General features: G+C 42.8%; 18 protein-coding genes, 2 tRNA genes, 1 other RNA gene and 1 pseudogene. 15 read left to right on the top strand and 7 right to left on the bottom strand.

The features are described 5' to 3' along the window. The first annotated feature begins 268 nt into the window (after nt 1-268). The 9 genes from M0221_RS07855 to M0221_RS07895 all read left to right on the top strand — a co-directional run bounded on the left by M0221_RS07855 (nt 269) and on the right by M0221_RS07895 (nt 9,819). Nucleotides 269-1,168, top strand: coding sequence for an ABC transporter permease (locus M0221_RS07855; RefSeq protein WP_133104493.1), 900 nt, complete (start codon nt 269-271; stop codon nt 1,166-1,168). 31 nt (nt 1,169-1,199) lie between these two features. Next, nucleotides 1,200-1,994, top strand: a complete 795-nt coding sequence (locus M0221_RS07860; RefSeq protein ID WP_011513927.1) for an ABC transporter ATP-binding protein — start codon at nt 1,200-1,202, stop codon at nt 1,992-1,994. Between the two features lie 455 nt (nt 1,995-2,449). Continuing rightward, complete coding sequence (locus M0221_RS07865; protein WP_483283478.1) at nt 2,450-4,792, top strand: FdhF/YdeP family oxidoreductase; 2,343 nt, start codon at nt 2,450-2,452, stop codon at nt 4,790-4,792. A 60-nt stretch (nt 4,793-4,852) separates the two neighbouring features. After that, nucleotides 4,853-5,866 (top strand): formate dehydrogenase accessory sulfurtransferase FdhD, encoded by a 1,014-nt coding sequence (locus M0221_RS07870; RefSeq protein WP_483283479.1) that lies wholly within the window; start codon nt 4,853-4,855, stop codon nt 5,864-5,866. 751 nt (nt 5,867-6,617) lie between these two features. Further along, on the top strand, nt 6,618-8,273 hold the full coding sequence (locus M0221_RS07875) for a sodium:solute symporter family protein (RefSeq protein ID WP_198010351.1): 1,656 nt from the start codon (nt 6,618-6,620) through the stop codon (nt 8,271-8,273). 88 nt (nt 8,274-8,361) lie between these two features. Next, entirely contained in the window at nt 8,362-8,496 is a 135-nt protein-coding gene (locus tag M0221_RS07880) for a putative transporter small subunit (RefSeq protein ID WP_223145329.1), read from the top strand. A gap of 128 nt (nt 8,497-8,624) precedes the next feature. Next, a tRNA-Cys gene (locus M0221_RS07885) sits at nt 8,625-8,698 on the top strand. Between the two features lie 125 nt (nt 8,699-8,823). Next, nucleotides 8,824-8,910: transfer RNA gene (locus tag M0221_RS07890), tRNA-Leu, on the top strand. 399 nt (nt 8,911-9,309) lie between these two features. Next, nucleotides 9,310-9,819: a BLUF domain-containing protein gene (locus M0221_RS07895; RefSeq protein WP_483283480.1), complete on the top strand. Its 510-nt coding sequence runs from the start codon at nt 9,310-9,312 to the stop codon at nt 9,817-9,819. A gap of 157 nt (nt 9,820-9,976) precedes the next feature. On the opposite strand, the gene ssrA is transcribed toward M0221_RS07895, so the two are convergent. Continuing rightward, nucleotides 9,977-10,335: a transfer-messenger RNA gene (gene ssrA / locus M0221_RS07900) on the bottom strand. An 85-nt stretch (nt 10,336-10,420) separates the two neighbouring features. Then, nucleotides 10,421-11,092: an alpha/beta hydrolase gene (locus M0221_RS07905; protein ID WP_483283481.1), complete on the bottom strand. Its 672-nt coding sequence runs from the start codon at nt 11,090-11,092 to the stop codon at nt 10,421-10,423. A 160-nt stretch (nt 11,093-11,252) separates the two neighbouring features. Here M0221_RS07905 and M0221_RS07910 point away from each other — a divergent pair, with 160 nt between their 5' ends. Next, nucleotides 11,253-12,617, top strand: coding sequence for a glycerophosphodiester phosphodiesterase family protein (locus M0221_RS07910; protein WP_483283482.1), 1,365 nt, complete (start codon nt 11,253-11,255; stop codon nt 12,615-12,617). Nucleotides 12,618-12,660: 43 nt separating this feature from the next. Here M0221_RS07910 and aroC read toward each other — a convergent pair whose 3' ends face one another. Continuing rightward, complete coding sequence (gene aroC / locus M0221_RS07915) at nt 12,661-13,764, bottom strand: chorismate synthase (RefSeq protein WP_020443743.1); 1,104 nt, start codon at nt 13,762-13,764, stop codon at nt 12,661-12,663. Between the two features lie 61 nt (nt 13,765-13,825). Beyond that, entirely contained in the window at nt 13,826-15,001 is a 1,176-nt protein-coding gene (gene prmB, locus M0221_RS07920) for a 50S ribosomal protein L3 N(5)-glutamine methyltransferase (RefSeq protein WP_483283483.1), read from the bottom strand. Nucleotides 15,002-15,378: 377 nt separating this feature from the next. Here prmB and M0221_RS07925 point away from each other — a divergent pair, with 377 nt between their 5' ends. Then, nucleotides 15,379-16,803, top strand: coding sequence for a L,D-transpeptidase family protein (locus M0221_RS07925; protein ID WP_020443744.1), 1,425 nt, complete (start codon nt 15,379-15,381; stop codon nt 16,801-16,803). A gap of 163 nt (nt 16,804-16,966) precedes the next feature. Here the strand turns inward: M0221_RS07925 and M0221_RS07930 are convergent, their stop codons facing one another. Further along, on the bottom strand, nt 16,967-17,179 hold the full coding sequence (locus tag M0221_RS07930; RefSeq protein WP_133104485.1) for a hypothetical protein: 213 nt from the start codon (nt 17,177-17,179) through the stop codon (nt 16,967-16,969). A gap of 429 nt (nt 17,180-17,608) precedes the next feature. Between M0221_RS07930 and alaS the strand changes: the two genes are divergently transcribed. From alaS to M0221_RS07950, 4 genes and pseudogenes are all read left to right on the top strand, one after another. After that, nucleotides 17,609-20,281, top strand: a complete 2,673-nt coding sequence (gene alaS / locus M0221_RS07935) for an alanine--tRNA ligase (RefSeq protein ID WP_483283484.1) — start codon at nt 17,609-17,611, stop codon at nt 20,279-20,281. 333 nt (nt 20,282-20,614) lie between these two features. Beyond that, nucleotides 20,615-21,901: an aspartate kinase gene (locus M0221_RS07940; protein WP_011513965.1), complete on the top strand. Its 1,287-nt coding sequence runs from the start codon at nt 20,615-20,617 to the stop codon at nt 21,899-21,901. Nucleotides 21,902-22,312: 411 nt separating this feature from the next. Further along, nucleotides 22,313-22,480 (top strand): annotated as a pseudogene (gene csrA / locus M0221_RS07945) (carbon storage regulator CsrA); the annotation flags it as partial. Nucleotides 22,481-22,650: 170 nt separating this feature from the next. Next, entirely contained in the window at nt 22,651-23,025 is a 375-nt protein-coding gene (locus M0221_RS07950) for a HopJ type III effector protein (protein ID WP_011513967.1), read from the top strand. A gap of 95 nt (nt 23,026-23,120) precedes the next feature. Here the strand turns inward: M0221_RS07950 and M0221_RS07955 are convergent, their stop codons facing one another. After that, nucleotides 23,121-23,432, bottom strand: coding sequence for a YeaC family protein (locus M0221_RS07955; protein ID WP_011513968.1), 312 nt, complete (start codon nt 23,430-23,432; stop codon nt 23,121-23,123). A 55-nt stretch (nt 23,433-23,487) separates the two neighbouring features. After that, nucleotides 23,488-24,396, bottom strand: coding sequence for an NAD(+) kinase (locus tag M0221_RS07960; protein WP_483284773.1), 909 nt, complete (start codon nt 24,394-24,396; stop codon nt 23,488-23,490). Nucleotides 24,397-24,426: the final 30 nt, after the last annotated feature.

Consider the following 24,426-nt stretch of genomic DNA (forward strand, 5'->3'; position numbering starts at 1 on the left):
TTTACCTTGCTATTTATTGGTGCGAATTATTGCTACAAACAAAACCCAGCTATGTGTCAGTAGGCTGGGCTTGTTGTTTAAAGGCTTTCAATAAGCAAAGATTATGATCATTTATGACAGTGATCGGTTGCGCTTTACCCTAGCTGCAGATTATACAATCTGTTAAATTCACCGCCTAAGTGTTTGGCTTGTAGATGATGGCTGATATATGCCACTCGTCTCAACCTCATGGTTCTCTAAACACTTGGTTATGACTTACTGATCTCTTATGTCTTTAATTGCTTTTTTTGGTGCACTTGAAAGTGGTCTGATTTATGGCCTAGTGGCGCTTGGCGTCCTTATTTCATTTCGTACCCTCGATTTCCCTGACTTGACCGCTGACGGTAGTTTTCCATTAGGTGGTGCGGTCGCTGGTATCTCTATCATCGCCGGTGTCAACCCGTGGCTTGCTTGCGCCTTTGGTATGCTAGCCGGCTCAATTGCCGGTATCGTTACTGCTTGGTTGCACGTTAAGCTTGGCATATTACAGCTCCTTGCCAGTATCTTGGTGATGGTTGCGCTCTATTCTATCAACCTACGTATTATGGGTGCGCCAAACTTGCCGCTGTTGGGTGAAACGACTGTCTTTAGTACCTTGGTCCATGATGGCAATGGCTATTGGATGCGCTGTCTGATTATTGGTATTGTCGTGCTACTGGCTATGTTATTTTTAAATTGGTTTTATAGTACTGAAACCGGTTTATCTATGCGGGCAACAGGCTCTAACCTACGCATGGCACAAGCGCAAGGCATCAATACCTCATGGATGACCATCATCGGTATGGCAATCTCTAACGGTTTGATTGCATTAGCTGGCGCGCTTTTTGTCCAGACCCAAGGTGGCGCAGATATCTCAATTGGTATCGGTACTATCGTTATTGGTTTGGCAGCGGTCATCATCGGTGAGACGATTATTCCAGCTAAACGCATTTGGCTGATTACTTTTGCGGTGGTCGTCGGTGCGGTATTATACAAGCTGTTTATTCAAGTGGCACTATCGAGCGATACGCTACGTAGTATCGGCTTTGGTCCGCAAGATTTGAACTTGATTACTGCCCTACTCGTGGTATTGGCATTGGTATTGCCAAAAGCTAAAAATAAATTCTTAAGTCGTAAAGTTCGGGCTTAATGTCAATGTGCACCCATAAGGAATAATAATTATGATGCAAGCTACAGATTTGCGGTTGACCTTTAATCCTGGAACGCCCATTGAAAACCCTGCCCTACGTGGTATCGATTTAAATATCGCTGATGGTGAATTTGTCACTGTCATCGGTACCAATGGCGCGGGCAAATCGACCTTTTTAAACGCGGTCAGTGGTACCACTCGCGTCGATAGTGGCTCAATCTTACTAAATGGCATTGATGTCACCAAAAAGACCGCGCACCAGCGTGCTCATTGGGTGGCTCGTGTATTTCAAGACCCAATGGCGGGAACTTGTGAAGCGTTAACGATTGAAGAAAACATGGCGCTTGCCTATAAGCGTGGTGGTAAACGTGGTTTAAACTTTGCTCTAAACCAAAATAACCGTGACTTATTTCGCGAAAAATTATCGGTCTTAAAACTTGGCTTAGAAAATCGTTTGACTGACCGCATGGGTCTGTTATCCGGTGGTCAGCGCCAAGCAGTTAGCCTATTGATGGCATCATTGCAGCCGTCTAAGATTCTATTACTTGATGAGCATACGGCTGCGCTTGATCCTAAAACTGCCGCTTTTGTGTTAGAGCTAACAGATAAAATTGTCACTGACAATCAGCTTACTACCATGATGGTCACGCACTCGATGCAGCAAGCGCTCGCTCATGGCACGCGTACCGTCATGCTACATCAAGGTCAAGTGGTATTAGATGTGGCTGGTGATAAACGTCAAGGCATGACTGTGCATGATCTACTCGATATGTTTGAGCAAACGCGCGGCGAGAAAGTTGATGATGACAGCTTAATATTAAGCTAACCGATAACACGTACTCCTTTGAATATAAATAAAAAACGCCTACGATGAAGTAGGCGTTTTTTGCTTTTGGTTTACTATAAAAATAATAGCTGATCGTTATTCCCAATTGAGAATCTAACGTCACTATAGTCAACATACCCTAAAAACGCTACGGTACTGCGGGTACAATTTTTTTGCAGACTCTGTCTGCGTAGGCACAGCAAGCAAGAAAAATTGATACCAGCAGTACATAATATGTCGATATTACTTTTCATTGACTATATCTTTTGAATCAGCTCGCTTTTTATATATCAAAGCCCTCTACTCATCAGCCACGCCTAATTTGCTTTGAGGTTTTTGTTATTGATAAGTAATGATAGCACCACTTTGCCACTAGCCATTATATAGTAAGCGTTTATACATCTGCTCTTAGTAAAATGACCGTTATCTATCAGCACTCGCCTATAAGGTTTATCATGCGCAAAATTCCTGTTTATATACACCCTGCAGCGGGCTGGCCTGCACTGATTGCCTCTACGCGTACCTTAATGGATTACAAGGCTTTTTTGCGCGGCAGTATCAGCGTCTTACATAGCAATCAGCCAAAGGACGGCTTTGATTGTCCGGGCTGCGCATGGCCGGATCACAAGTCAAATAAGGCCATCGATGTCTGTGAAAACGGTATCAAAGTCATTGCCAGTGAAACGATGAACAGACGAGCAGACGCAACTTTTTTTGCTAATAATACAGTCACAGCGTTACAAGGCTGGTCAGGCTATGAGCTTGAACACAGTGGACGCTTATCAGAACCACTCTATTATGATGCCGCTCAAGACCGCTATCTGCCGATTTCTTGGCAAGCGGCTTATGAGATTATCGCTGACCAATTAAAACAGCTTGATTCGCCAGATGAAGCACTGTTTTATACCTCAGGACGGGTGACCAACGAACCTGCTTTTATGTTTCAACTATTCGTGCGCTGTTTTGGCACTAATAACTTGCCTGATTGCTCAAACATGTGTCATGAGCCAACGTCAGTGATGCTCGGTAAGCAGCTGGGCATCGGTAAAGCAACCGTAATATTGGAAGATTTTGAGCAAGCTAAATTGATTTTAATGTTTGGACAAAATCCTGCAACCAATCATCCACGTATGCTTGAGATGCTCGCGCACGCGCATAAGCAAGGCTGCCGAATTACTTCTATCAACCCCATGCGTGAACAGGGTCTAAGCAAGTTTAGAAACCCACAAAAACCCTCCCATATGGCAGCAGGTCAAAGTGATGAGATGGTCGATGAGGTTATCCAAATACAAATCGGTGGCGATGCGGCTTTATTAACTGGCATGGCTAAATGGCTCACCAAAAACGGTAAAATGAACAGTGATTTTATTGAGCAGCATACCTCAGGCTATGACGCTCTGGATGCTTGGTTACGTCAGCAATCTTGGACGGATGTAGAGCTTGGCTGTGGCATTAGTAAAGCAGAGATTATTATGCTCGCAAAGTTAGTTGCTGAGAGTCCAGCAACGATTTGTACATGGGGCATGGGCATCACTCAGCATGTCCAAGGCGAGGATAATGTTGCCATGATTACCAATTTGCTGCTGCTAATGGGTATGATTGGTATCGATGGTGCAGGCGCATCGCCTGTACGTGGACACTCAAACGTGCAGGGTGATCGTACCATGGGTATTCATGAACGCCCTAAGCAGAGCTTGCTTAATAGTCTTGAGCGCGTTTTTAAGCAGCCGATGCCACAAGAAGATGGGCTTGATGTCATCGCCGGTGCAAAGGCACTAATAAAAGGCGACATCAAAGCCTTTGTTAGTATGGGTGGCAACTATGCAGTTGCCGCGCCAGATAAAAGTGCGATTCAAGCGGCTCTGACTACTACTCAGTTAAATGTCTTTGTCGCAACCAAGCTTAACGAAACCATGTTATATCCGGGTAAAAACAACCTTATCCTGCCTTGCATCGGTCGTACCGAGCGCCTCATCACTGATAAAGGTGAGCAGTTTGCCACCATTGAGGACTCAATGTGTCAAGTTGTGGCGACCAGAGGACGCATAAACCCTATCAGCGACGCGCTAAAATCCGAAGCGCAAATCATTGCAGATATGGCAACTCATGTACTTGGAACTGAGTCCTCAATCCCTTGGCAAGCAATGAGCGCTGACTTTGATGTGGTTCGTGACTATATTGCGCAAGCGATTGAAGGATTTGAGGATTTCAATCAGCGTATTCGTGCTGCTGAGCGTGGTTTTCATCTGTATCATTCGGCGCGTCATCGGATTTGGAATACGGACAGTGGCAAAGCACAATTTGAAGTACCGCAATATCCGATTACCTACGTTGCCACGCAAATGGCACAAACGACATCCGATTATCAAAATAATTCAGTAAACAATCAAACCTTTGATATGAACCAGTCTGCTGAGCAAAACGTCTGGCAACTAACCAGTGTCCGTAGTCATGACCAATTTAACACCATGATATTCGGCTTCCAAGATCGCTACCGACAGACTGATCGTCGTGATGTGCTCTTTATGCATCCAGATGAAATCAGTCGCTTAGGTTGGCAAAAAGGCGATCAAATCATGGTATCGCGCCAAGACAGTCAAAATGCTGAGCGCACGTTAGGACCTTTGATACTGACAGAGATGGATATTGCAGCGAATGCAGTGGCAACCTATTATCCTGAATGTAATGACCTCCTTGATTTGGACAGTCATGCGCCGGAATCCAGAACACCTGCTTATAAGTCTGTTACCGTGGTATTGAAGTGTCTTGAACAAAGCAGTATGGCAACTGCCGTATGATGGATGTCTCGGCACTAGAACTTTTATTTTATTAATAACACAGGCTAACAAGCACTCACAATGGCAAACAAACTTCACTTGGCTGCAGAAGATAGCTTTAAGAAAGATGCGCCATTATCACGGCTACATGTGGCATATAAACACAGCTATGCATCAGATACATTTTTAGATGCTGCTAAGAATGCGCCGCTGGATATTGATACCAAGTCAGGAATGTTGGCTGTTGAGGCAGCTGTAGCCATTGTGATTAATGGCATTCATTACGCTGTCTTGATGGCAAGTCCTTATCAGCTCGAATACCTTGCCATCGGCTTTTTATATAGTGAAGGATTGATTCAGCATAGTCATGAATTACTAGATTGGGATATTACTCAATTAACAGACGATGAAAGTTATCAAGACTTTACTCCTGATTCTTTCATTCAAAATTCTTCTAATAAAGACTCTCTTAATTCTAATGTGACTGATGAGCTTATAAGCTTGGAACAGCTCTCAGAGCAGATGCAAGACTATGATATATACGTGGTCGAGCTAGTCTTAAACCAGCGCTGTCATCAACGTATTCAAGCGCAAAAACGCCAACTGGCAGGACGCACAGGATGCGGTATGTGCGGCATAACGGGTTTAACGCAGGCACTACCCGATCTAAGTAAATATCAGATAAACAAGCTATTGCTTAGTAGAGCGATGCCTAGTCTTGACGATTTACTGAGTATACAGGCACAAATCAATGCAGCCCAGCACACCCATCAGCTCACAGGCGCTGTTCATGCTGCTGCAACCCTATACGAGCAGCAACTGTACCTATTTGAGGACGTAGGGCGCCATAACGCCCTCGATAAGCTCATAGGATGGCAGTTGCATCATAAGGCAGAGGTTGACTATGTGCTAATGACTTCGCGTTTATCGATTGAGCTGGTACAAAAATCCATTCGTAGTCGTATACCTTGGCTAATTGGTATGTCTGCACCGACCAGTACCGCGGTACGTGTTGCCGAGCGTTATGGCTTGGGTTTGGCAGGATTTTTACGTGATAACCGCGTGACTTACTACGCAGGTTATTCCGACTCCTAAAAAATACATAGATCTTCTTCTACTCTAATGTTTGAACACATTCTTTGTCTAACCGCTTCCATCAAACCTTGTTTTTTAATATCTTCCTCATCTGTCGAACACACTTTTCAATGGTCAGTTTTATATATCATTATTTATAATAATTAACCATAAAATTTGTGATTGATAGCAGAATAGGTTAGTCTTAAGGCACAAACATGTTACTAATATTTAACATTGCTGTAGTTTTAATTATCAATGCTACGTATGTCAGGTTAAATGCTTAGACATTTATCACCTGCCATTACGATTACGGATTATGTGTATTAGACCATAGATGAGTAAAACAATACTCGATCCATGGTTATATATATTTGATACACGCTATCTAAACCTAGCATAAGTCAAGCAGTTGCGACTTACCGCTCATCCGTATTATTGCTATAGATGCTTGTACAAGCCTTTATCAGCAGCCATCTATATCACGTATGCATCATTCGTAGCGTAATGGTTCAGCCATTTACAGACGCATATCAAGCGTTGCCCCTATGATTTTTGACATTTCCTTCATAATTTATGATGAAGTCATAAGAAGAGGCAAAAGCCATCCGCTTTCAATTTTTGTTGTGACGGTTCATCTCGTTGCGTGCTACCTATAATTGACCTATAGGCTGAATAGGTCGTTTTTGCATACCTGATAGTCTGGGAGAATACGTTTTAATCTACATTTTACTTATAACAATTGCGAGGTAGGAATTTGAAAACTGAGTCATTGTTCCAATTTTCAGCATTAACCATCATTTTGCTATTACTGGCATTTTATGGTGGTACTTATCTGCTGTCTTTATTAATAAAAAAAGATAAGGAGACGACCTCAGGTTTTATGGTCGCCGGTCACAACGTCGGTTTTGGTATGGGTGCTGCCAGTATGACCGCTACTTGGATCTGGGCAGCGTCATTTTATGCAGCTGCCACATCCGGCTATAAATATGGCGTCTCAGGACCGTTACATTATGGTTTTTGGGGTGCCTTGATGATTTTATTCATCTACCCTTTTGGGATGCGATTTCGTGAACTTGCCCCTAATGGACATACCTTGGGTGAACTTATTCACGCCCGCCATGGCTCATCAAGCCAATTAATTTTAGCCATATCTAACCTTATGGGCAGCTTAATTAGCTTGATGGTCAATTTCACCGCTGCTGGCGCATTGGTATCAGTATTATCACCTTTGTCATTCCAAACAGGGGTAATTATCGCCGGCGTCGGAGTGCTAAGCTATACCTTAACTTCTGGATTTCGTGCTTCAGTGTTCACCGATTTTGCCCAATTGGTCGCGTTAATGGCGATTGGTGTCATCATTATCCCAGCGGTACTGTTTTCCATGGGTGGTCCTTCTGCCATGGTAAGCGGACTTTCAAATCTAACCTTGCAGCAACAAGACTTCTTTTCATCTGAAGCCTTTTTTCAGCAAGGTGCGCCGTATTTTGTCGCAGTATTGGCTTATGCCATCGGCAATCAAACCATTACCCAACGTCTATTTGCCATTGATAAAAGCAAAATTAAAGCAACCTTTATTACTGCTACTGTCGGCTATGCTGGTATTGTAATTGGTCTCGGCATGATTGGACTTATGGCATTAACCATAGGTATTGAGCCGCTTAATGGCAATATGAATAATTTGATTCCGCAAATGGTCAGCACGTATCTACATCCGGTATTCATTGCCTTATTCTTTATCTTGGTTATTGGTGCCCTGTCCTCAACAGCTGATTCAGATTTATCAGCACTATCTACCATTATGATGGCTGACATTTATGGCAAGAATATTGCCAAAAAAGGCGGCGTAAACCCAAAAACCATGATGCTTGTCGGTCGCGGAACCATGATTGTCGCTACGGCAGCCGGATTGATTTTTGCCAGCTTTAAGCTTGATATTCTCGTGATGCTGGTTTTCGTCGGTGCGTTATGGGGTGCGATTGTATTCCCAGTGATTGCCAGTGTGTTCTGGAATCGCGTGACAAACACTGCCTTTACCTCAGCCGTCATCGTCGGATTATTGTTATTCTGTATCGCTCGCTTTGAGCTCATACCTATCATTGGCGTTACGGCGCTGTTTTTTGAAGTATTGGCAAGTGTTGGTGCTGCTGTGGTGATTGGACTCATGGTATTTGGCTTTTTAGGTCGAAAAATGGCTGTGGCAGCTGCCGCCCTCACACTGATACTGATGCTGATATTTGCCACTGGTTTCTTACGTCAATATATGGTGCTGCTTGCATCACTGACCGCTTATGGTGCCAGTACAATCGTCTGCGTCATTATCAGCCTCATGAGCAACGAGCATTTTGACTTTGACCTTATTAAACAGCGCGTTGGCGACTATGACAATAAACCCAACATACCGCCGACAACCAACGTTCAAAACTAGATTTATATCTTATCGACGTTTTGATGAATTTTTTAATGGCTTGATGTATTCATCATTCATTTTTAATACCTAAAATAAAGGAGTTAATATGGAAACCACATTTTTTTATGGGCTTTATATCTTAATCTGGCCAGCAATCACGCTGGGTGTACTGATACTTATTTGCACTGCGACTTATAAAGATGTAAAAAAGGCTGTAGATAACAATAAAAGTATCGTTTAGCGACTTAATTGAGGCTAAGATTTATCGTGATATGACGCTAAATAGACCTAACCTGTTAAATAATCGGTCTTTATATCAAAAAGGGCTTGTAATTTAAATTATATTTGCTAATATAGGCGTCCTTGATTGGCTGGGTGGCAGAGTGGTCATGCAGCGGACTGCAACTCCGTTAACGCCGGTTCGATTCCGACCTCAGCCTCCAATTATTTAGGTTAAAAATTTATTAGGATTTATATTAATTTTAGCTTGCTTTATTAATGTAAATGCTTATAATAGCGACCACTATCTAACAAGTAGAAAGCTTACTAATTAGATAATACAAGTTTTGCCCGGGTGGTGAAATTGGTAGACACAAGGGATTTAAAATCCCTCGCTAGTAATAGCGTGCCGGTTCAAGTCCGGCTCCGGGTACCATTATATTAAAAGGCTTCCAAGCAATTGGAAGCCTTTTTCTTATTGTATATCATTAACTTTCTGTAGCTACCTCTCACCTCTACTATCAGCAGATTATGCTGTAATTCTAATGAGAAATTCAGGCATAAAAGCCAACAAGCGCTTTAATACTATCTTATTCTCTATCGTTACGTGTTCTATGAATAGACATAGATTATATCCTCTAAATTATTAATCGATTGAAGTAGCATCACTTTATTTATCTAGAAAGCACTAGCTAATGATGGTCGTTAGATAACACAAGTCCTTATTCAACCTGCTTGTTTCATACAATTTTTTTAGCTACAGTTAAAATTCTTATACTAAATAATGACGATGAACCGTCAAATAACAACAATCTTTTATAAGCTGGAGTACATTATGGAGCTAAAGCTGAATGAGCTCTCCGATAAAAACAATTTAAATAGTCATCATAGCGAGCATATTATCCTGCGTCTAACTTATGTTAGCTGCTATAACACCGAAAATTCAAATATCGAAGTAGCCCGTATTCTTGAGCAGGCGCAGCGTAATAATGAGCGCAATGGTATTACTGGCGCATTAGTGATTAATGAAAACTATTTTCTCCAAGTTATTGAGGGCGCAAGACCAGTTATTAACAATTTGTTAAAAAAATTGATTGAGGATAAGCGACATTTTTCTTTGCAAATTATTGAGTGCCGTGAAATTGAGGAACGGCATTGGAATAAATGGTCAATGAAATATTTAACGGCTAATGATCAGAATAAAGAGTATGTTCTGAAATACTCAGCCAGCAATGAATTTAATCCTTATCTAATGAGTACTTCTCAAATTACAATGTTTATAGACAAGTTATCAAAACTTCAAGAACGACAAGAAAAACGTGAGTCTAAGATGAAAAAATCTTAGTTTTTGACCAGATGATTAGAATGGGTATATTTCATAGGTGAGAACAAATTAATCGTCTATTTTATAGCCTAATATATAGGACGCTATACCTAGATACCTGAAAAACGCCCAAAATAAAGGGCTAACAGTCTATGACGGTCAGCCCTTTATCGTTGTTTGGTGGAGATGGCGGGAGTTGAACCCGCGTCCGCCAGCATTACGCTCATGAATCTACATGTTTAGTTTCTGTCTTTAATTTTAGTCTGCACCGATCCGACAGTCAGGATGGATTAGCCGATTCTCTACTTTTAAACCCAAGCAATTGAGACAATCACTTGTGGCGCTTCTACATGCGGACGCTTCAACTTAGTTGACCAACTGTAGATGATCAGCAACCAAGTAAACAGGGTTTAAGCTGCTAGAGCGTAATTTTCGTCGTTTGCGACTATAACAATATATGTTTGATTAACGAGAGGACATATACTCTCGACATGCATCATTGAGTTTCATCACCAGCGTCGAAGCCAGAACATCCCCAATAAGGTCGATGATTATATAGCATATATACGGCTGCTTGCAACCTATTAGAGCCCTGTATTACATTACGTTACAGCTTAACCATCTAAGCTAGTATGGTATTTAACCATTTACCGATATTTTGAATCTGCGGCATACATATCTGATGGGCCATAGGATAGGTATGATAAGCAACACTATATCCTTTCTCTGACAATAACTGCTTTGCTTGTTCGCCTAATATAACGGGAACAACTGGATCATGCGTACCATGCTCGATCAAAATTGGCATATCTGTGTTGACAGCGCTATAGCGAACGCTGTCATTGGTTGCAAAGTAGGTAGAAAGCGCCATCAAGCCAGCCAAGCGCTGTGGGTAACCGAGTGCCACATGATACGCCACTGCCCCGCCCTGCGAAAATCCTGCAATCACAATATGTTCAGGTTTCACACCGCGCTCGATTTCACGAGCAATCAAGTCATAGATTTGTTGTGCGGACTCTTCAATCTGCGCAATATCAACTTTGCGCTCAAGGCTCATCTCCAAGATGTCATACCATGCAGGCATGACCATACCGCCATTTACCGTCACTGGGCGGTTGGGTGCATGCGGAAAGATAAACCGCACTGCCATTCCATCCGCTAAGCCGAGCTGCGGCACTACTGGCTCAAAGTCATGACCACTAGCACCCAAACCATGCAGCCAAATCACGGATCGATTAATCGCTTTGTTTGCAGGATTGTGTTCGACAATAACGGCATCTAAATACTTATTCATTAATTATCCTTAATGAGAGTCAAAAATTTAAACAAAATTAATATTACAAAATTATTTTGGTTGTCATCATTCCTTAAACATAACTCTATATTTTAGGAGCTAAGTCAGTAACCATAAAATTAGTAATGATGATTTATGCACATTTATGAGGATAGTTTACATGACAATTTCAAAAAATTCAGCGAATGAGCAGGAGCAGCTATACAACGCAGTGCTGAATAGATTCAGACGCCAAGGTTTTACTTTACCTTTAGCCATTATCAGCACTTTTTTATTAATAGGCTGTAATGAAGATGACGGTTCATCAGCGATCGTACCACCTACTCTACCGCCAACGATTGAATCTATACAGACGCTAGCTTATACCTATGGCGTTCGACCATTTTATCTGGTCAACGATATGGATGACAGCCCGCTAAAAGATGAGTTACTGGCATGTAAGGGTCAAACACCTAGCAAGACAGATTTCTCTATCGCCCATCGCGGCGCGCCTCTACAATTTCCTGAGCATACTTATGACAGTTATATGGCCTCAGCACAAATGGGTGCAGGCATTTTAGAGTGTGATGTGGCTTTTACTAATGATGGTGAGCTGGTATGTCGCCATGCCCAAAACGATCTGCATACCACGACCAATATTGTCGCCACACCATTAGCGAATCAATGTAGTGTCCCACCTATAATAGATGCTAATGGAACTCTCACCAACGCCGCCGATATTGAATGTCGCACTTCAGATATTAGCGTCAGGGATTTTAAAAGCTTAACGGGAAAAATGGACGCCGCTAATCCAAAAGCCACCAGTATTAGTGCCTACATGAATGCGACTGCCCCATGGCGCACCGATTTGTATTCACAAAATGGTGAGGTATTGACATTAAAAGAGCATATAGCACTTGCCAGTAGCTTGGGTATGAAGCATACACCTGAGCTCAAAGAACCCGTGGTTACTATGCCATTCAATGGATATAGTTTAGATACTTATCGTCAACAGCTAATTGACACTTATAAAGTTGCAGGCGTGCCCGCCAGTGATGTATATCCGCAGTCGTTCAATCTTGCAGATATTGACTATTGGATTAATAACGAACCGAACTATGCCACCAATGCCGTCTACCTCATCGATGATAGCAACGAGAGCACGGCGGGTAAAATATTTGATAAAAACGACCCAACGACGTGGAAGCATTCATTGGCTGAGCTGAAAGCGCGCGGCGTTAATATCATTGCCCCCGCAACTTGGCTATTGGTCACCAGCGATGGTAATGGCAAGCTGCTACCGTCGGCATATGCCCTGCAAGCCAAAGCCAATGGCCTCGACATTCTCACGTGGTCGCTTGAACGGTCAGGGCCATTAAAAAGTGGTGGTGGCTGGTATTATGGTGGGCTTAGCGACGCTATTAATAACGATGGCGACATCATGAATGTCATTGATGTGCTGGCGCAAGAAGTTGGAGTGAAAGGCATCTTCTCAGATTGGCCAGCAACGGTCAGTTACTATGCCAACTGTAAAGGTTTGAAGTAATATAAAGGGTCAACCCTACTCATATTTTAAAGACATAGAGACATTAAGTAATCGATTGGACTGGTTGCTTAATATCCGCATTTTGACCACGATGACGCAGATAATGATCCAGTAACACAATCGCTAACATAGCTTCGGCGATAGGTGTTGCACGTACACCAACGCAAGGATCATGACGACCCTTGGTGAGCATCTCAATCGCTTCCCCCTCTGTATTGATACTCTTGCCAGCCGTAGTAATACTAGAGGTTGGCTTCAGTGCAATACTGACACGGATATCTTGTCCTGATGAGATACCACCCAAGATGCCGCCTGCATGATTGGCGGTAAAACCATCGGGTGTCATTTCATCACGAGAGCTATGCCCAAATTGTCCTGCCACTGCCATACCATCACCAATCTCAACACCTTTAACAGCATTGATACTCATCATAGCATGGGCAATATCGGCATCTAAACGGTCAAAGACAGGCTCACCAAGTCCAACTGGTACGCCGCTTGCAATAATCTCAAGACGGGCACCACAGCTCGTACCTTCACGGCGTAAACTATCTATCAAGGTCTCAAAGCGACTGACAGCATCGGCATCCGCACAAAAAAACGGATTACTATTCACAAAATCCCAATCGATTGTGCTTGGGTTTAGGACATTACTGTACTCATTACCAATTTGGGTCACATGACCACGGATTTGCACACCTAAGCGCTCTAGCAAGTATTTCTTGGCGATAGCGCCAGCAGCGACACGCATGGCAGTCTCACGCGCCGATGATCGACCACCGCCACGATAGTCACGAAAGCCATACTTCATACTATAAGTATAATCGGCATGACCAGGCCGAAAGGTATCTTTAATTTCACCATAGTCTTTAGATTTTTGATTGGTATTACGAATCAGTAGACCGATAGAAGTACCTGTCGTTTTACCTTCAAAAACGCCAGAGATAATCTCGACTTCATCAGACTCGCGTCGCTGGGTCGAGTACTTAGAAGTACCCGGTTTACGGCGATCCAAATCTATTTGCAAGTCGGCTTCGGATAAGGCTAAACCAGGTGGCACGCCATCGACGATTGCCAACAAACCTGCGCCATGCGACTCACCGCAGGTGGTGACGGTAAAGACCTGCCCAATACTGTTGCCTGCCATATTTATCCTTAAACAAATGAAGTCGATTTTTGATTGTTTTAATTATAGTATCAATCGTGATTTATTGATTGTTATCTAGTAACTGTGCATAAGTGGCGAATAATGAGCGATAGCTCATAAGCTCATCATAGGTAATCGCAAAGATGCCATGACCGCCATGAGCAAACCTTAGCCAATCAAACTGAATCTCAGGATAAGCTTGTTTTAACGCCCACTCGCTATCGCCCACTTCACAGACTAGCAAACCTTCTGGGCTAAGATAATCTGGCGCTTCAAACAAGATACGATGTACCAAGTCCAAACCATCTTGACCAGCAGCTAGTGCATGCTCAGGCTCATATAAAAACTCTGGTGGCAAATCTGCCATGATAGCGGCATCAACATAAGGAGGATTGGTTACAATCAGCTCATATTGATTTTCGGCAGGGATTTTGGCAAATAAGTCAGATTCAATCACATTGACTTGATGACCAAGGTCATGATGATCGACGTTGACCATCGCGACTTCTAGCGCGCCTTTATCAATATCTACAGCATCAACCAGTGCATCGACAAAACGGGTCGCCAGTGCGATAGCAATACAGCCAGAACCGGTACATAAATCTAAAATACGCTCAGGCTGTGATAGCTGTTTAATTTCTAAGCCATGATCATAAAAAGCTGGCGCTTGATTATTGACACTTACGCCTATTGGTTTTGCCAGCTCGCTCACTTCAAAATATGGATGGAACTGCTGACGAATCAATTCAGCAATAGGTGAACGAGGAATCAATACGCGCTCATCGACATAGAACGGCAAATCACAGAAATAAGACAGATTAATCAAATAGCTTAATGGCTTACGCTCAGCGATACGCTCTTCTAACAAGCTTAGAACCAATTGCTTCTCTGAGGTGGTCAAACGACAGTCCAGAATCTGATCATTGGCGGACCAATCCAAAGACAAAGAATGCAATACAATCGCAGATGCTTCGGCAAACTCATCGGTGGTGCCTTGAGCGACAACCACATCATAGTTACGTAATTGCGTCACTGAAAAACGAATAAAGTCACGAATAGTGACCAGTTGCTCACGTGCCTCTTCAAGCTCCGCACGCAAAGTCGCAAATTCATCGTGCTCACCGACCAGCCCTGTCTCTAAATCGTATTCCATATCATCATTGATACCTTGTGACTCATCATCATTAAAGTATTGATTTTGAAATTCTTCTGCGCTCATTACTTGGTCTTCTGACATATCGCACCTTGCTGATTACATGCTCACTGACTACATGCGGATGGGTTAAATCGCTTTCAATGATTTCACTGAACAGCCAATTTATTAAATAAAAATCTCGTTCTACATTATAGACGGAAACAAGATGATGCGCCAATGACTGTGTTTTTTACTTCAACAAAATCTCCATCAGTGTTTACAATTAAGTAGCGCATGACTTTAACAGAACGGTCAAAAAGGGTAATTTAGCATAGCCATATATCACTACCTTAAAGCTCATAATGTATTGTGGTAACTGTTAATTGAGTGGAAAAGGCAGCCCTAGCCTGACTCAACTCTTGCTTAATTGTAGTGAATACGTCAACTGTTAACGTTTGGCAAGTCTTAAACGAAAAAATATGTGTCAAAAGTTTGCGAAGCATTCAAATTATGCGCATAATAGCCTCATTAGCAGCCACCACAAGTATATAAATATGATGAAAATAAAACCTCTTATCACCGCTATATCTATCGCTGTTGTTAGTATGAGTGCTATTGCTGCACCTACTGATGGTACACGCACTTTACCTGTACGCACAGCTGACTCGCTTCCTAGTATTGCGAAAAAAGTCAGTCTGAATGTGCAAGAAAGCCGTAGTAGCTCAGTCGTCGACTCTAGTACGACCGTAAAGCTAGATACGAATAAAGCCAAATCAGCGGACCGTATGACCCAGCTGATTGATGCCAAGCAGGACGCTGAAGTGAAAGCATCGGTCGCGGTTATCGCTGACAATATGACCGTAGAGGAATTGACTCGTAAGGATGAGCAATCAGACAGTGACGATATTAGCGAAGGTCAAGCGGTATCAGCACCTAGCTCTGCCATGGCTGATAGTGCAACGGATACTTCTATCAAAAGTATCGCCGATGTTGATGGTAAAAAACATACCACGCTGAATTTGTCTAATTATGCCAAACAAGTAAACGGTGCCACATGGACACCGAGTATGAAAGTTAACTCAGCTATGACTATCAAAATGCAGGCGCTGCTCGATTGGAATCATGCGTCTCCGGGTGCTATTGATGGCGGCTGGGGCATGAACAGTAAAAAAGCACTGATCAACTTTCAAACCATGCAAGGCTTGCCAGCAAACGGTAAGATGGATCAAAAAACATGGGATGCTTTAAATAAAAATATTCCAGCTAACAAGCCAGTTTTAGTGACCTATACCATCACTGAAGATGATGTGAATACCAATTTTGCTACTATGCCTGCAGACTCAGAAGCCAAGTCAAAAATGAAAGGCTTGTATTATCAAGATATCAAAGAGATGTTTGGTGAGCGCTTTCATATGGATGTGCGTTATTTAGACAAGTTAAATAAAAACAAACAATATAAAGCGGGTGAAACCATTACTGTGTTAAATACGCGTGCTCCGCTTAAGCAGCGTATCAATCGTGTCGTCGCCAATAAAGCCGATAAAACCCTTTATGCTTATAATGATGATAAGCTGGTTGCAACCTATCCTACAACTGTCGGTAGTGACAGCACGCCATCACCACAGGGCACCTTTAAAATCGTTAATAAAGTAAAAATGCCGTGGTATAAAGCAACTGTTGGTGAAGGCGCAGATAAAAAAGTACATATGTTACCACCAGGACCGAACAGTCCCGTAGGTGTCGTATGGATGGGCTTATCTAAACCTTCTTACGGTTTACATGGCTCACCTAAGCCAGAAGGTATCAGTCGCCAAGCATCAGCAGGCTGTGTGCGTTTGACTAACTGGGACGTTTTAGAGGTTTATGCCAATATCGAAAATGGCGCAACCGTTGAGCTAAAATAGTTCAATAGATAGTACGCAATAAAAAAGACCTTGATCATCGTATCAAGGTCTTTTTTATTATATTCCAAAAGATTCAGTACCAAAATTTTAGATGTAATAAATAAAATGAATAGCATATATAAAATGCTCGATTAAATGATACTACGATCTTTTTTACCACGAACTATGCTTTGTAACCCTCTTCATTACCTGTAATGCTGCCAATTTTTTTGGTGAAAAATAATGCTGTGGGAATAGAAACTAAGAAACCGATAGCGACTGCTATTTGAATATGCGGAATCTGGTTAAAACCCATGACCAAAGCACCGATCATAAAAAGACCGATGATGACAGTTGCTGCCATTGAATAGACAACAGAAAAAAGTGGCCAGTTCATAACTTATTCCTTACTTTTATTATGGGTATAACTACTTTATACACTATATCCACACTAATAGTAAGTCTTTTATTATTTATGCTCAGCCCAATCATAGTAAGTAATTACTATTGATAACCTTATTATAAGTATTGATTTATAATAAGTGTTTTTACTAACCCCAAACCGCCTTTTATTTAAAAGTTTTCCACCCTTTGTACTGGCCCAATTTTATTCAGGAAGACCTATGACTACGTGCTTGTTTATCCTTGCTCTTGAAATATTCGACTGACAATCTAAATAAAATTGTCTGGTTTATAGCAAAAAATGAGTAGGGTTTACCATGTATTTACTTAGGAATCTTCAACACCCTTGGCACGTTTGTGCTAAAATCGCTTGCAAAATTATTTTACTTATTCTACCCAATACATCCGTCAGTAAGGAGCCGCTGTGAGCCAGCCATTTCGCTCAGCCGATATTCGTCAAGCTTTTATCGATTTTTTCATAAGCAAGCAGCATACCCCCGTCGCCTCATCGAGTTTGATTCCGCATAATGACCCGACATTGCTATTTACCAATGCCGGTATGAATCAGTTTAAAGAGACCTTTTTGGGTATGGAGCCACGTGATTATACGCGTGCGGTAACCTCGCAAAAGTGCGTACGTGCTGGTGGTAAGCATAATGATTTGGATAACGTCGGCTATACGGCGCGCCATCATACGTTTTTTGAAATGCTTGGTAATTTCTCTTTTGGCGATTACTTTAAGCAAGCCGGTATTGGTTATATTTGGGAGTTTTTGACCTCGGACGAATGGCTAGCAATTGATAAAAATCGCTTGTATGTGACCATTTATGAGACTGATGACGAAGCCTTTGATATTTGGCATAAAGACATCGGTATCCCAAGCGAGCGCATTATCCGTATTGGTGATAATAAAGGCGCACCTTACGCCTCAGACAACTTTTGGACGATGGGTGACACTGGCCCTTGCGGACCTTGTACCGAAGTCTTTTATGACCATGGCGCTGATATCGAAGGCGGTCTACCGGGTACGCCTGAAGAAGATGGCGACCGTTATATCGAAATTTGGAACTGCGTCTTTATGCAGTTTAACCGTCAAAAAGACGGCTCTATGCTACCGCTACCAGCGCCAAGCGTAGATACTGGCATGGGACTTGAGCGTATCAGCGCCATCATGCAAGGCGTCCATGGCAACTATGAGATAGATTTATTCACTCATTTAATGGATGCAGCCGCTGATATTTTAGAAATTGAGAATCAGCAACAGTCATCATTAAAAGTCATCGCCGACCATATCCGTGCAGTGGCATTTTTGATTGCTGATGGCGTCACTCCAAGTAATGAAGGTCGCGGTTATGTACTGCGCCGCGTTATTCGCCGTGCCGTACGCCACGGTAATAAGCTTGGCGCCGATAGCGATTTCTTTTATAAAATGGTCGCGCCTTTAGTTGCTGAGATGGGTACGGCGTATCCTGAGCTCAAAGATAAGCAAAGCGTCATTGAAAATGCTATTCAAAAAGAAGAAGCGCAATTTGCTAAAACCTTAGCACAAGGTTTACGTCTACTTGCCAGCGAATTGGAAGGTCTAAAAGATGGTGACACCCTCTCTGGCGAAGCAGCATTTAAGCTATATGATACTTACGGCTTCCCCGTTGACTTGACCGCTGATATCACCCGTGAGCGCGGTATTGTGATTGATGAAGCGGAGTTTGATGAACATATGCAAGCACAGCGTGAACGCGCGCGTGATGCAGGCAAGTTCGACGTTGATTATAGCAGTGTCATTCAAGTAGAGAACCCAACCACCTTTATCGGTTATGAGCAGCTTGAAGAAGAAGGCGTAATGATTGATGCGCTATATCAAGATGGCAATCCAGCCAATAGCTTAACTGAAGGTATGGAAGGCGTAGTCGTCCTTGACCGTACACCGTTTTATGCTGAAGGTGGTGGTCAGGTTGGTGAGCTTGGCGAAATCCGCACCGCGACTGGCGTTTTTGAAGTGCAAGACACCAAAAAATCTGGTCAAGCCATCATTCACTATGGTGTCGTGACCATGGGTGACATTAGCACTAAGCAAACCGCTGAAGCACAAGTACTCTCTAGCATCCGTGCGGCCAGTGCCAAAAACCATTCTGCCACGCATCTCTTACATGCTGCATTAAGAGAAGTATTGGGTGATGAAGTCACGCAAAAAGGCTCGCTAGTATCAAGCGAAGTATTGCGTTTTGATTTCTCCTATGACAAGCCCGTCAGCACTGCTGAAATTACGCGTATCGAACGCTTAGTCAATGAGCAAATTCAAGCCAACACCCCTGCTCGCATCGAGAATATGTCTATTGACGAAGCGATGAAACAAGGTGCAATGGCATTGTTTGGCGAAAAATATGGTAGTGATGTTCGCGTCTTAACCATGGGTACTGGCAGTATCATCGATGGTCAACGTAAGCCCTTCTCTATTGAGCTTTGTGGTGGTTTGCACGTTAAACGTACCGGTGATATTGGTGTGTTAAAAATTACCAGCGAATCAGGTATCGCTGCTGGCATCCGCCGTATTGAAGCTGTTACTGGCATGAATGCGATTAAAAATATCCAGCAAAGTGAGTGGCAGCTGAGCGAGCTTGCCAGTCAGCTAAAAGTTAAACGTCCAGAGGTTGCACAGCGCGTGCGTACCATGGCGGATAAGCAGCGCGAACTTGAGAAACAACTAGAGCGTTTAGAGCAAAAAATCGCCAGCGCCCAAGCCGCAAACTTGCTTGATGACGTGCAAACCATCGCTGGTACGCCAGTACTTATCAGTACCTTAAGTGGTATCGATGGTAAATCTATCCGTACGTTGATGGACGATATCAAATCAAAACTACCAGATAGTGTGATTGTATTGATTGGTGATAAAGATGAGCAGTTAGCACTAGCCGCCAGTGTGGCAAAGTCTGTGACTGCGAAAGTAAAAGCCGGTGACATCATTCGTCATTTGGCAAGTGAGCTTGGTGGTAAAGGTGGTGGTAAACCTGACTATGCTCAAGGCGGCGCGCCAAAAGCTGCCAATACTAGTGCGGTTGTCAATGCCCTACCTGCTTGGATTGCGGACCAGCTTGGCTAATACCTTAAGCTGAGCAATATTGTACTAAATCAGAGATAAGATACGCGATTGGTTATAACGGTTATAACCAATCGCCATGTATCTAATGTCTACTGATACTTAAAGTTACGGCTCGAATATGATATAAAGGTCAACGCTTAGACTTATTTCAGCGTATGAAGTCTATTGGCATAATAAGACAGTAAACCATCAAAAAGTAAAACAAAGGGCGCAGTTCTTATAATCTGGCTTTATCGTTATTAAAATCAATCTAGCACTTAATTTAGACAGTGCCATGACGAATTGATGTCTCTCAATAACAGATAACCATTGGTGAATAATAGGTAGATTTTTATGGCGTTAATAGTACAAAAATATGGCGGCACCTCGATGGGCAGTATCGACCGCATCAAAAACGTCGCCAAACGAGTCAAACGCTGGCATGACAATGGTCATCAAGTGGTCGTTGTCGTGTCTGCCATGAGCGGTGAAACCAACCGTTTGATTGATTTAGCACGCCAAATCAGTAGCCAGCCCGATCCTCGCGAATATGACCAAATGGTCTCAACCGGCGAGCAGGTGTCTATCTCACTGCTTGCCATGGCGATTAAAGAGTTGGGTATCGGTGCACGTTCATTTACCGGTCGTCAAGTCGCTATTAAAACCGATAATGCTCACAATAAAGCGCGTATCGAAAGTATCGATGACAAAAACATCCGTGAGCAGCTAGATGCCGGCAACGTCGTTATTGTCGCAGGCTTCCAAGGTATCGATGAAGAAGGCAATGCGACGACATTAGGGCGCGGCGGCTCTGATACGACAGGCGTGGCGATTGCCGCGGCTTTAGGCGCGGATGAATGCCAAATCTATACTGATGTTGATGGCGTCTATACCACTGACCCGCGCGTCACCTCAAAAGCCAAAAAACTTGAAAAGATTACTTTTGAAGAAATGCTTGAGATGGCAAGTCTTGGCTCTAAGATTTTACAGATTCGCTCAGTAGAATTTGCTGGCAAATACGGCGTACCGCTGCGCGTATTATCTAGCTTTGATGAAAACAACGATGGTAGCTTCGACCAAGAATTTCAAGACAATGTCGGCACCCTAATTACGATAGACGAAGGAGACAATATGGAACAGGCAATCATCTCAGGTATCGCTTTTAATCGAGACGAAGCAAAAATCGTCGTACGCGGTGTCCCTGATCACCCTGGCATTGCTTCTGCTATCCTCAGCCCTATTGGCCGCGCCAATATCGAAATTGACATGATCGTGCAAAACCTATCTACCAATGGTATGACTGATTTTACTTTTACCGTTAATCGTACGGACATGGAAAAAACCATGAAAGTACTAGAAAGCGAAGTCAAAGATGAAATCGGTGCTAAAGAAATATTGGCCAATGATGAAGTGGTTAAAGTCTCATTAGTCGGCGTCGGCATGCGCTCGCACGCAGGTGTTGCTAGTCTTATGTTCCAAACCCTTGCGGAAAACAACATCAATATTCAAATGATATCGACCAGTGAAATCAAGGTATCTGTTCTTATCCAAGAGCAGTATCTGGAAAAAGCGGTAAGATCACTGCATACGGCCTTTGGTCTTGATCGTGAAGACGGTGAAAGCAAAATCGCTGGTTTATAAGAATGAGCGTATAAACACTTTACTAAAGCCGTATAAAAATAATAGGCTTTAATATTTGTTCAATAAACTGCGATTTATTATTTTCAATAATGCTTAATACTTAATTAAATAGGGTCTTATTAAGACCCTATTTTCTTTTTTTATTATTGCTGAGGTTATTATAAAACCAATAGTTTTGTGAAAACCCGTGACAGTATCTGTTATGCCCCCTATAATGAGGGTTTCATTTGGGCTAAATGAATTTATCTATCATTATCGCTATTAGCATCCTATTTTGGGTAAGATTTATAAAACAATGTTTATGACATTTATTTTATAACAGCTGCCTATTTTGTGCAGCGATAATGTCCTGTAATTGAGACGCAATCTGATGAGTAATAATCTGTTGATGCGACATAAGGAGTGTGACGCATGTTAATTTTGACACGCCGCGTGGGTGAAACGCTAATGATTGGCGACGAGGTCAGTGTGACTGTCCTAGGTGTCAAAGGCAATCAAGTACGTATCGGCGTTGATGCGCCAAAAGATATTGCCGTACACCGCGAAGAGATTTATCAGCGCATTCAACATGAGCGCACGGTACAGTCGCAAATGCAGCATCTTGAGCAAGGCAGCTTTGCGCCTTCATTTGATGATGAAGACTATTTTAATCGCTAACCTGTTAGCTTCATATCCAACTATCAATAATCATTAAGCTTGTATCAAGCATGCTAGTTTTGGCTTTTTAACAGCTTTGAGGTCATTTATTTATGAGTATCCGCCAATCAGATGTATCGGCTCTACTTAATGGTTTGAATAAAAAAGCCATTGGATTCAATGATGTCATCAGTTTTATTGATGATTTTTATCGTTATGCGCCAGCGCCTTTTGTGAATGGCATGGCACATAATGCTGCTGGTGAAAACGAAGGCAGTGCCAAGATTTTTGGTTTTGCAAAGCATCACGGCTTAAATCAATTAGATACGCTAAAGTTGTTTGGTGAGCATTACCAAACAGTTCAAGCGACGCCTAAAGGAGTTGATCATCCCAATATTCGCAATTTTTTACATTGGGGCTGGCAAGGTTTTTTAATGGAGAAGAATCCATTAACACTGCGCCCTAGCGTAGATACCAGCACGCTTTAATGGTTTATGATTGACGATTATAAAAAAGCCACACTATGATGATAGCGTGGCTTTTTTTATGCTTCATTTTTTATCAGTGCATTTACATAGTAAGTCTATTTATCGCGAAACTTCACGGGCTGTACCGCGCCTTTCGGATTTGGCATATTGGGATAATGATGTTCATGTTCAACATCACATTCAGCGCCAACGACCGAACCATCTTCTCTGACCGGCTTATGAATATAGCCAGTTCGCTCAGCAGGCGCCAAATGTTCATGCTCCCATACCATCACGGCTTGCATACAGGTCTCGCGCTGCTCAGCGGTCAGCTTACGACCGTCTTGCCATTTGCCAAGCTCAATTGCCATACGAAATTTATCGACCACTTCAGGTGTTAGGCTTGCTAATATCGTTTGTTTGTCCATCGTGCCTACTCTCCACTACTATTTTTTATATCACATTTTTGTCTAATAAAGACGCTTATTCATCGTCCATGATATCATCATCAGCGTCGAGACTGAATTCCTCAGCATGCACATTCCAGTGTAACTTCGTCCGGCACGCTTCATAAAAGTCAAACCCTGGCGGATGTAGCAAGGTTAATTTGTCCGGATGCTTACGAATATATAGACGCTGCTCTTGTTCAAGCGGCGTGCTTGGTTTACCGTCAGCACTGACCATCGGCTGGGTGCGGTTGTCCTCATGAATACGAATACAAATCTCGCTGGTGCCACTGACTACAATAGGGCGACTTGACAGCGTGTGCGGGTGCATAGGCACCAAACATATGGCATCCATGCTTGGATGTATAATAGGACCACCACCAGAGAGCGCATAAGCTGTCGAGCCCGTCGGTGTCGCTACGATGAGACCATCACTGTGCTGCCGATAAACATCATGCCCATCGATTTTCATCTGAAAATCAATCATATGGACAGACTTACCAGCGTGCAACACGATATCATTGAGTGCCATGTCTTCATGAATAATCTTACGACCTTCACGAATCTCCATCGTGAGTAAAAATCTATGATCTAACTGATAATCGCCCATCAGGACTTGTCGTAGCTTGAAAGCAGCCTCATCAGGTTTGACATCGGCTAAAAAACCAAGGCGACCACGGTTAACCCCCAAGACAGGTACACGATAGCGCGCTAGTGCTTCGGCAGCATGGAGTATAGAACCATCACCGCCAACCACAATGACCAAATCACAAATCTCGCCGATAAGGCTACGCTTAACAATTTTGACTCTCTCAATATCAGTGAGATTCAGAGTGGGCAAGTTGGCGGTTTGCACATCCATAATCAACGTAAGATTCATGTCGTTAATTATCTGGGCAATCTGCCCAAGACTTTGGGTTACGCTGCGCTTTCCAGCACGACCCATCAAGCCAATACGGCGAAAGGCTGGATTTTT

The sequence above is a fragment of the Psychrobacter sp. ANT206 genome (assembly GCF_056880555.1).

Excerpts from the sequence above, each read along its gene's own strand:
- M0221_RS07855 (WP_133104493.1), top strand. The coding sequence starts at position 269 with ATGTCTTTAATTGCTTTTTTTGGTGCACTTGAAAGTGGTCTGATTTAT.
- M0221_RS07860 (WP_011513927.1), top strand. The coding sequence starts at position 1,200 with ATGATGCAAGCTACAGATTTGCGGTTGACCTTTAATCCTGGAACGCCC.
- M0221_RS07865 (WP_483283478.1), top strand. The coding sequence starts at position 2,450 with ATGCGCAAAATTCCTGTTTATATACACCCTGCAGCGGGCTGGCCTGCA.
- M0221_RS07870 (WP_483283479.1), top strand. The coding sequence starts at position 4,853 with ATGGCAAACAAACTTCACTTGGCTGCAGAAGATAGCTTTAAGAAAGAT.
- M0221_RS07880 (WP_223145329.1), top strand. The coding sequence starts at position 8,362 with ATGGAAACCACATTTTTTTATGGGCTTTATATCTTAATCTGGCCAGCA.
- M0221_RS07895 (WP_483283480.1), top strand. The coding sequence starts at position 9,310 with ATGGAGCTAAAGCTGAATGAGCTCTCCGATAAAAACAATTTAAATAGT.
- M0221_RS07905 (WP_483283481.1), bottom strand. The coding sequence starts at position 11,092 with ATGAATAAGTATTTAGATGCCGTTATTGTCGAACACAATCCTGCAAAC.
- M0221_RS07910 (WP_483283482.1), top strand. The coding sequence starts at position 11,253 with ATGACAATTTCAAAAAATTCAGCGAATGAGCAGGAGCAGCTATACAAC.
- aroC (WP_020443743.1), bottom strand. The coding sequence starts at position 13,764 with ATGGCAGGCAACAGTATTGGGCAGGTCTTTACCGTCACCACCTGCGGT.
- prmB (WP_483283483.1), bottom strand. The coding sequence starts at position 15,001 with ATGTCAGAAGACCAAGTAATGAGCGCAGAAGAATTTCAAAATCAATAC.
- M0221_RS07925 (WP_020443744.1), top strand. The coding sequence starts at position 15,379 with ATGTGTCAAAAGTTTGCGAAGCATTCAAATTATGCGCATAATAGCCTC.
- M0221_RS07930 (WP_133104485.1), bottom strand. The coding sequence starts at position 17,179 with ATGAACTGGCCACTTTTTTCTGTTGTCTATTCAATGGCAGCAACTGTC.
- M0221_RS07940 (WP_011513965.1), top strand. The coding sequence starts at position 20,615 with ATGGCGTTAATAGTACAAAAATATGGCGGCACCTCGATGGGCAGTATC.
- M0221_RS07950 (WP_011513967.1), top strand. The coding sequence starts at position 22,651 with ATGAGTATCCGCCAATCAGATGTATCGGCTCTACTTAATGGTTTGAAT.
- M0221_RS07955 (WP_011513968.1), bottom strand. The coding sequence starts at position 23,432 with ATGGACAAACAAACGATATTAGCAAGCCTAACACCTGAAGTGGTCGAT.
- M0221_RS07960 (WP_483284773.1), bottom strand. The coding sequence starts at position 24,396 with ATGGGTCGTGCTGGAAAGCGCAGCGTAACCCAAAGTCTTGGGCAGATT.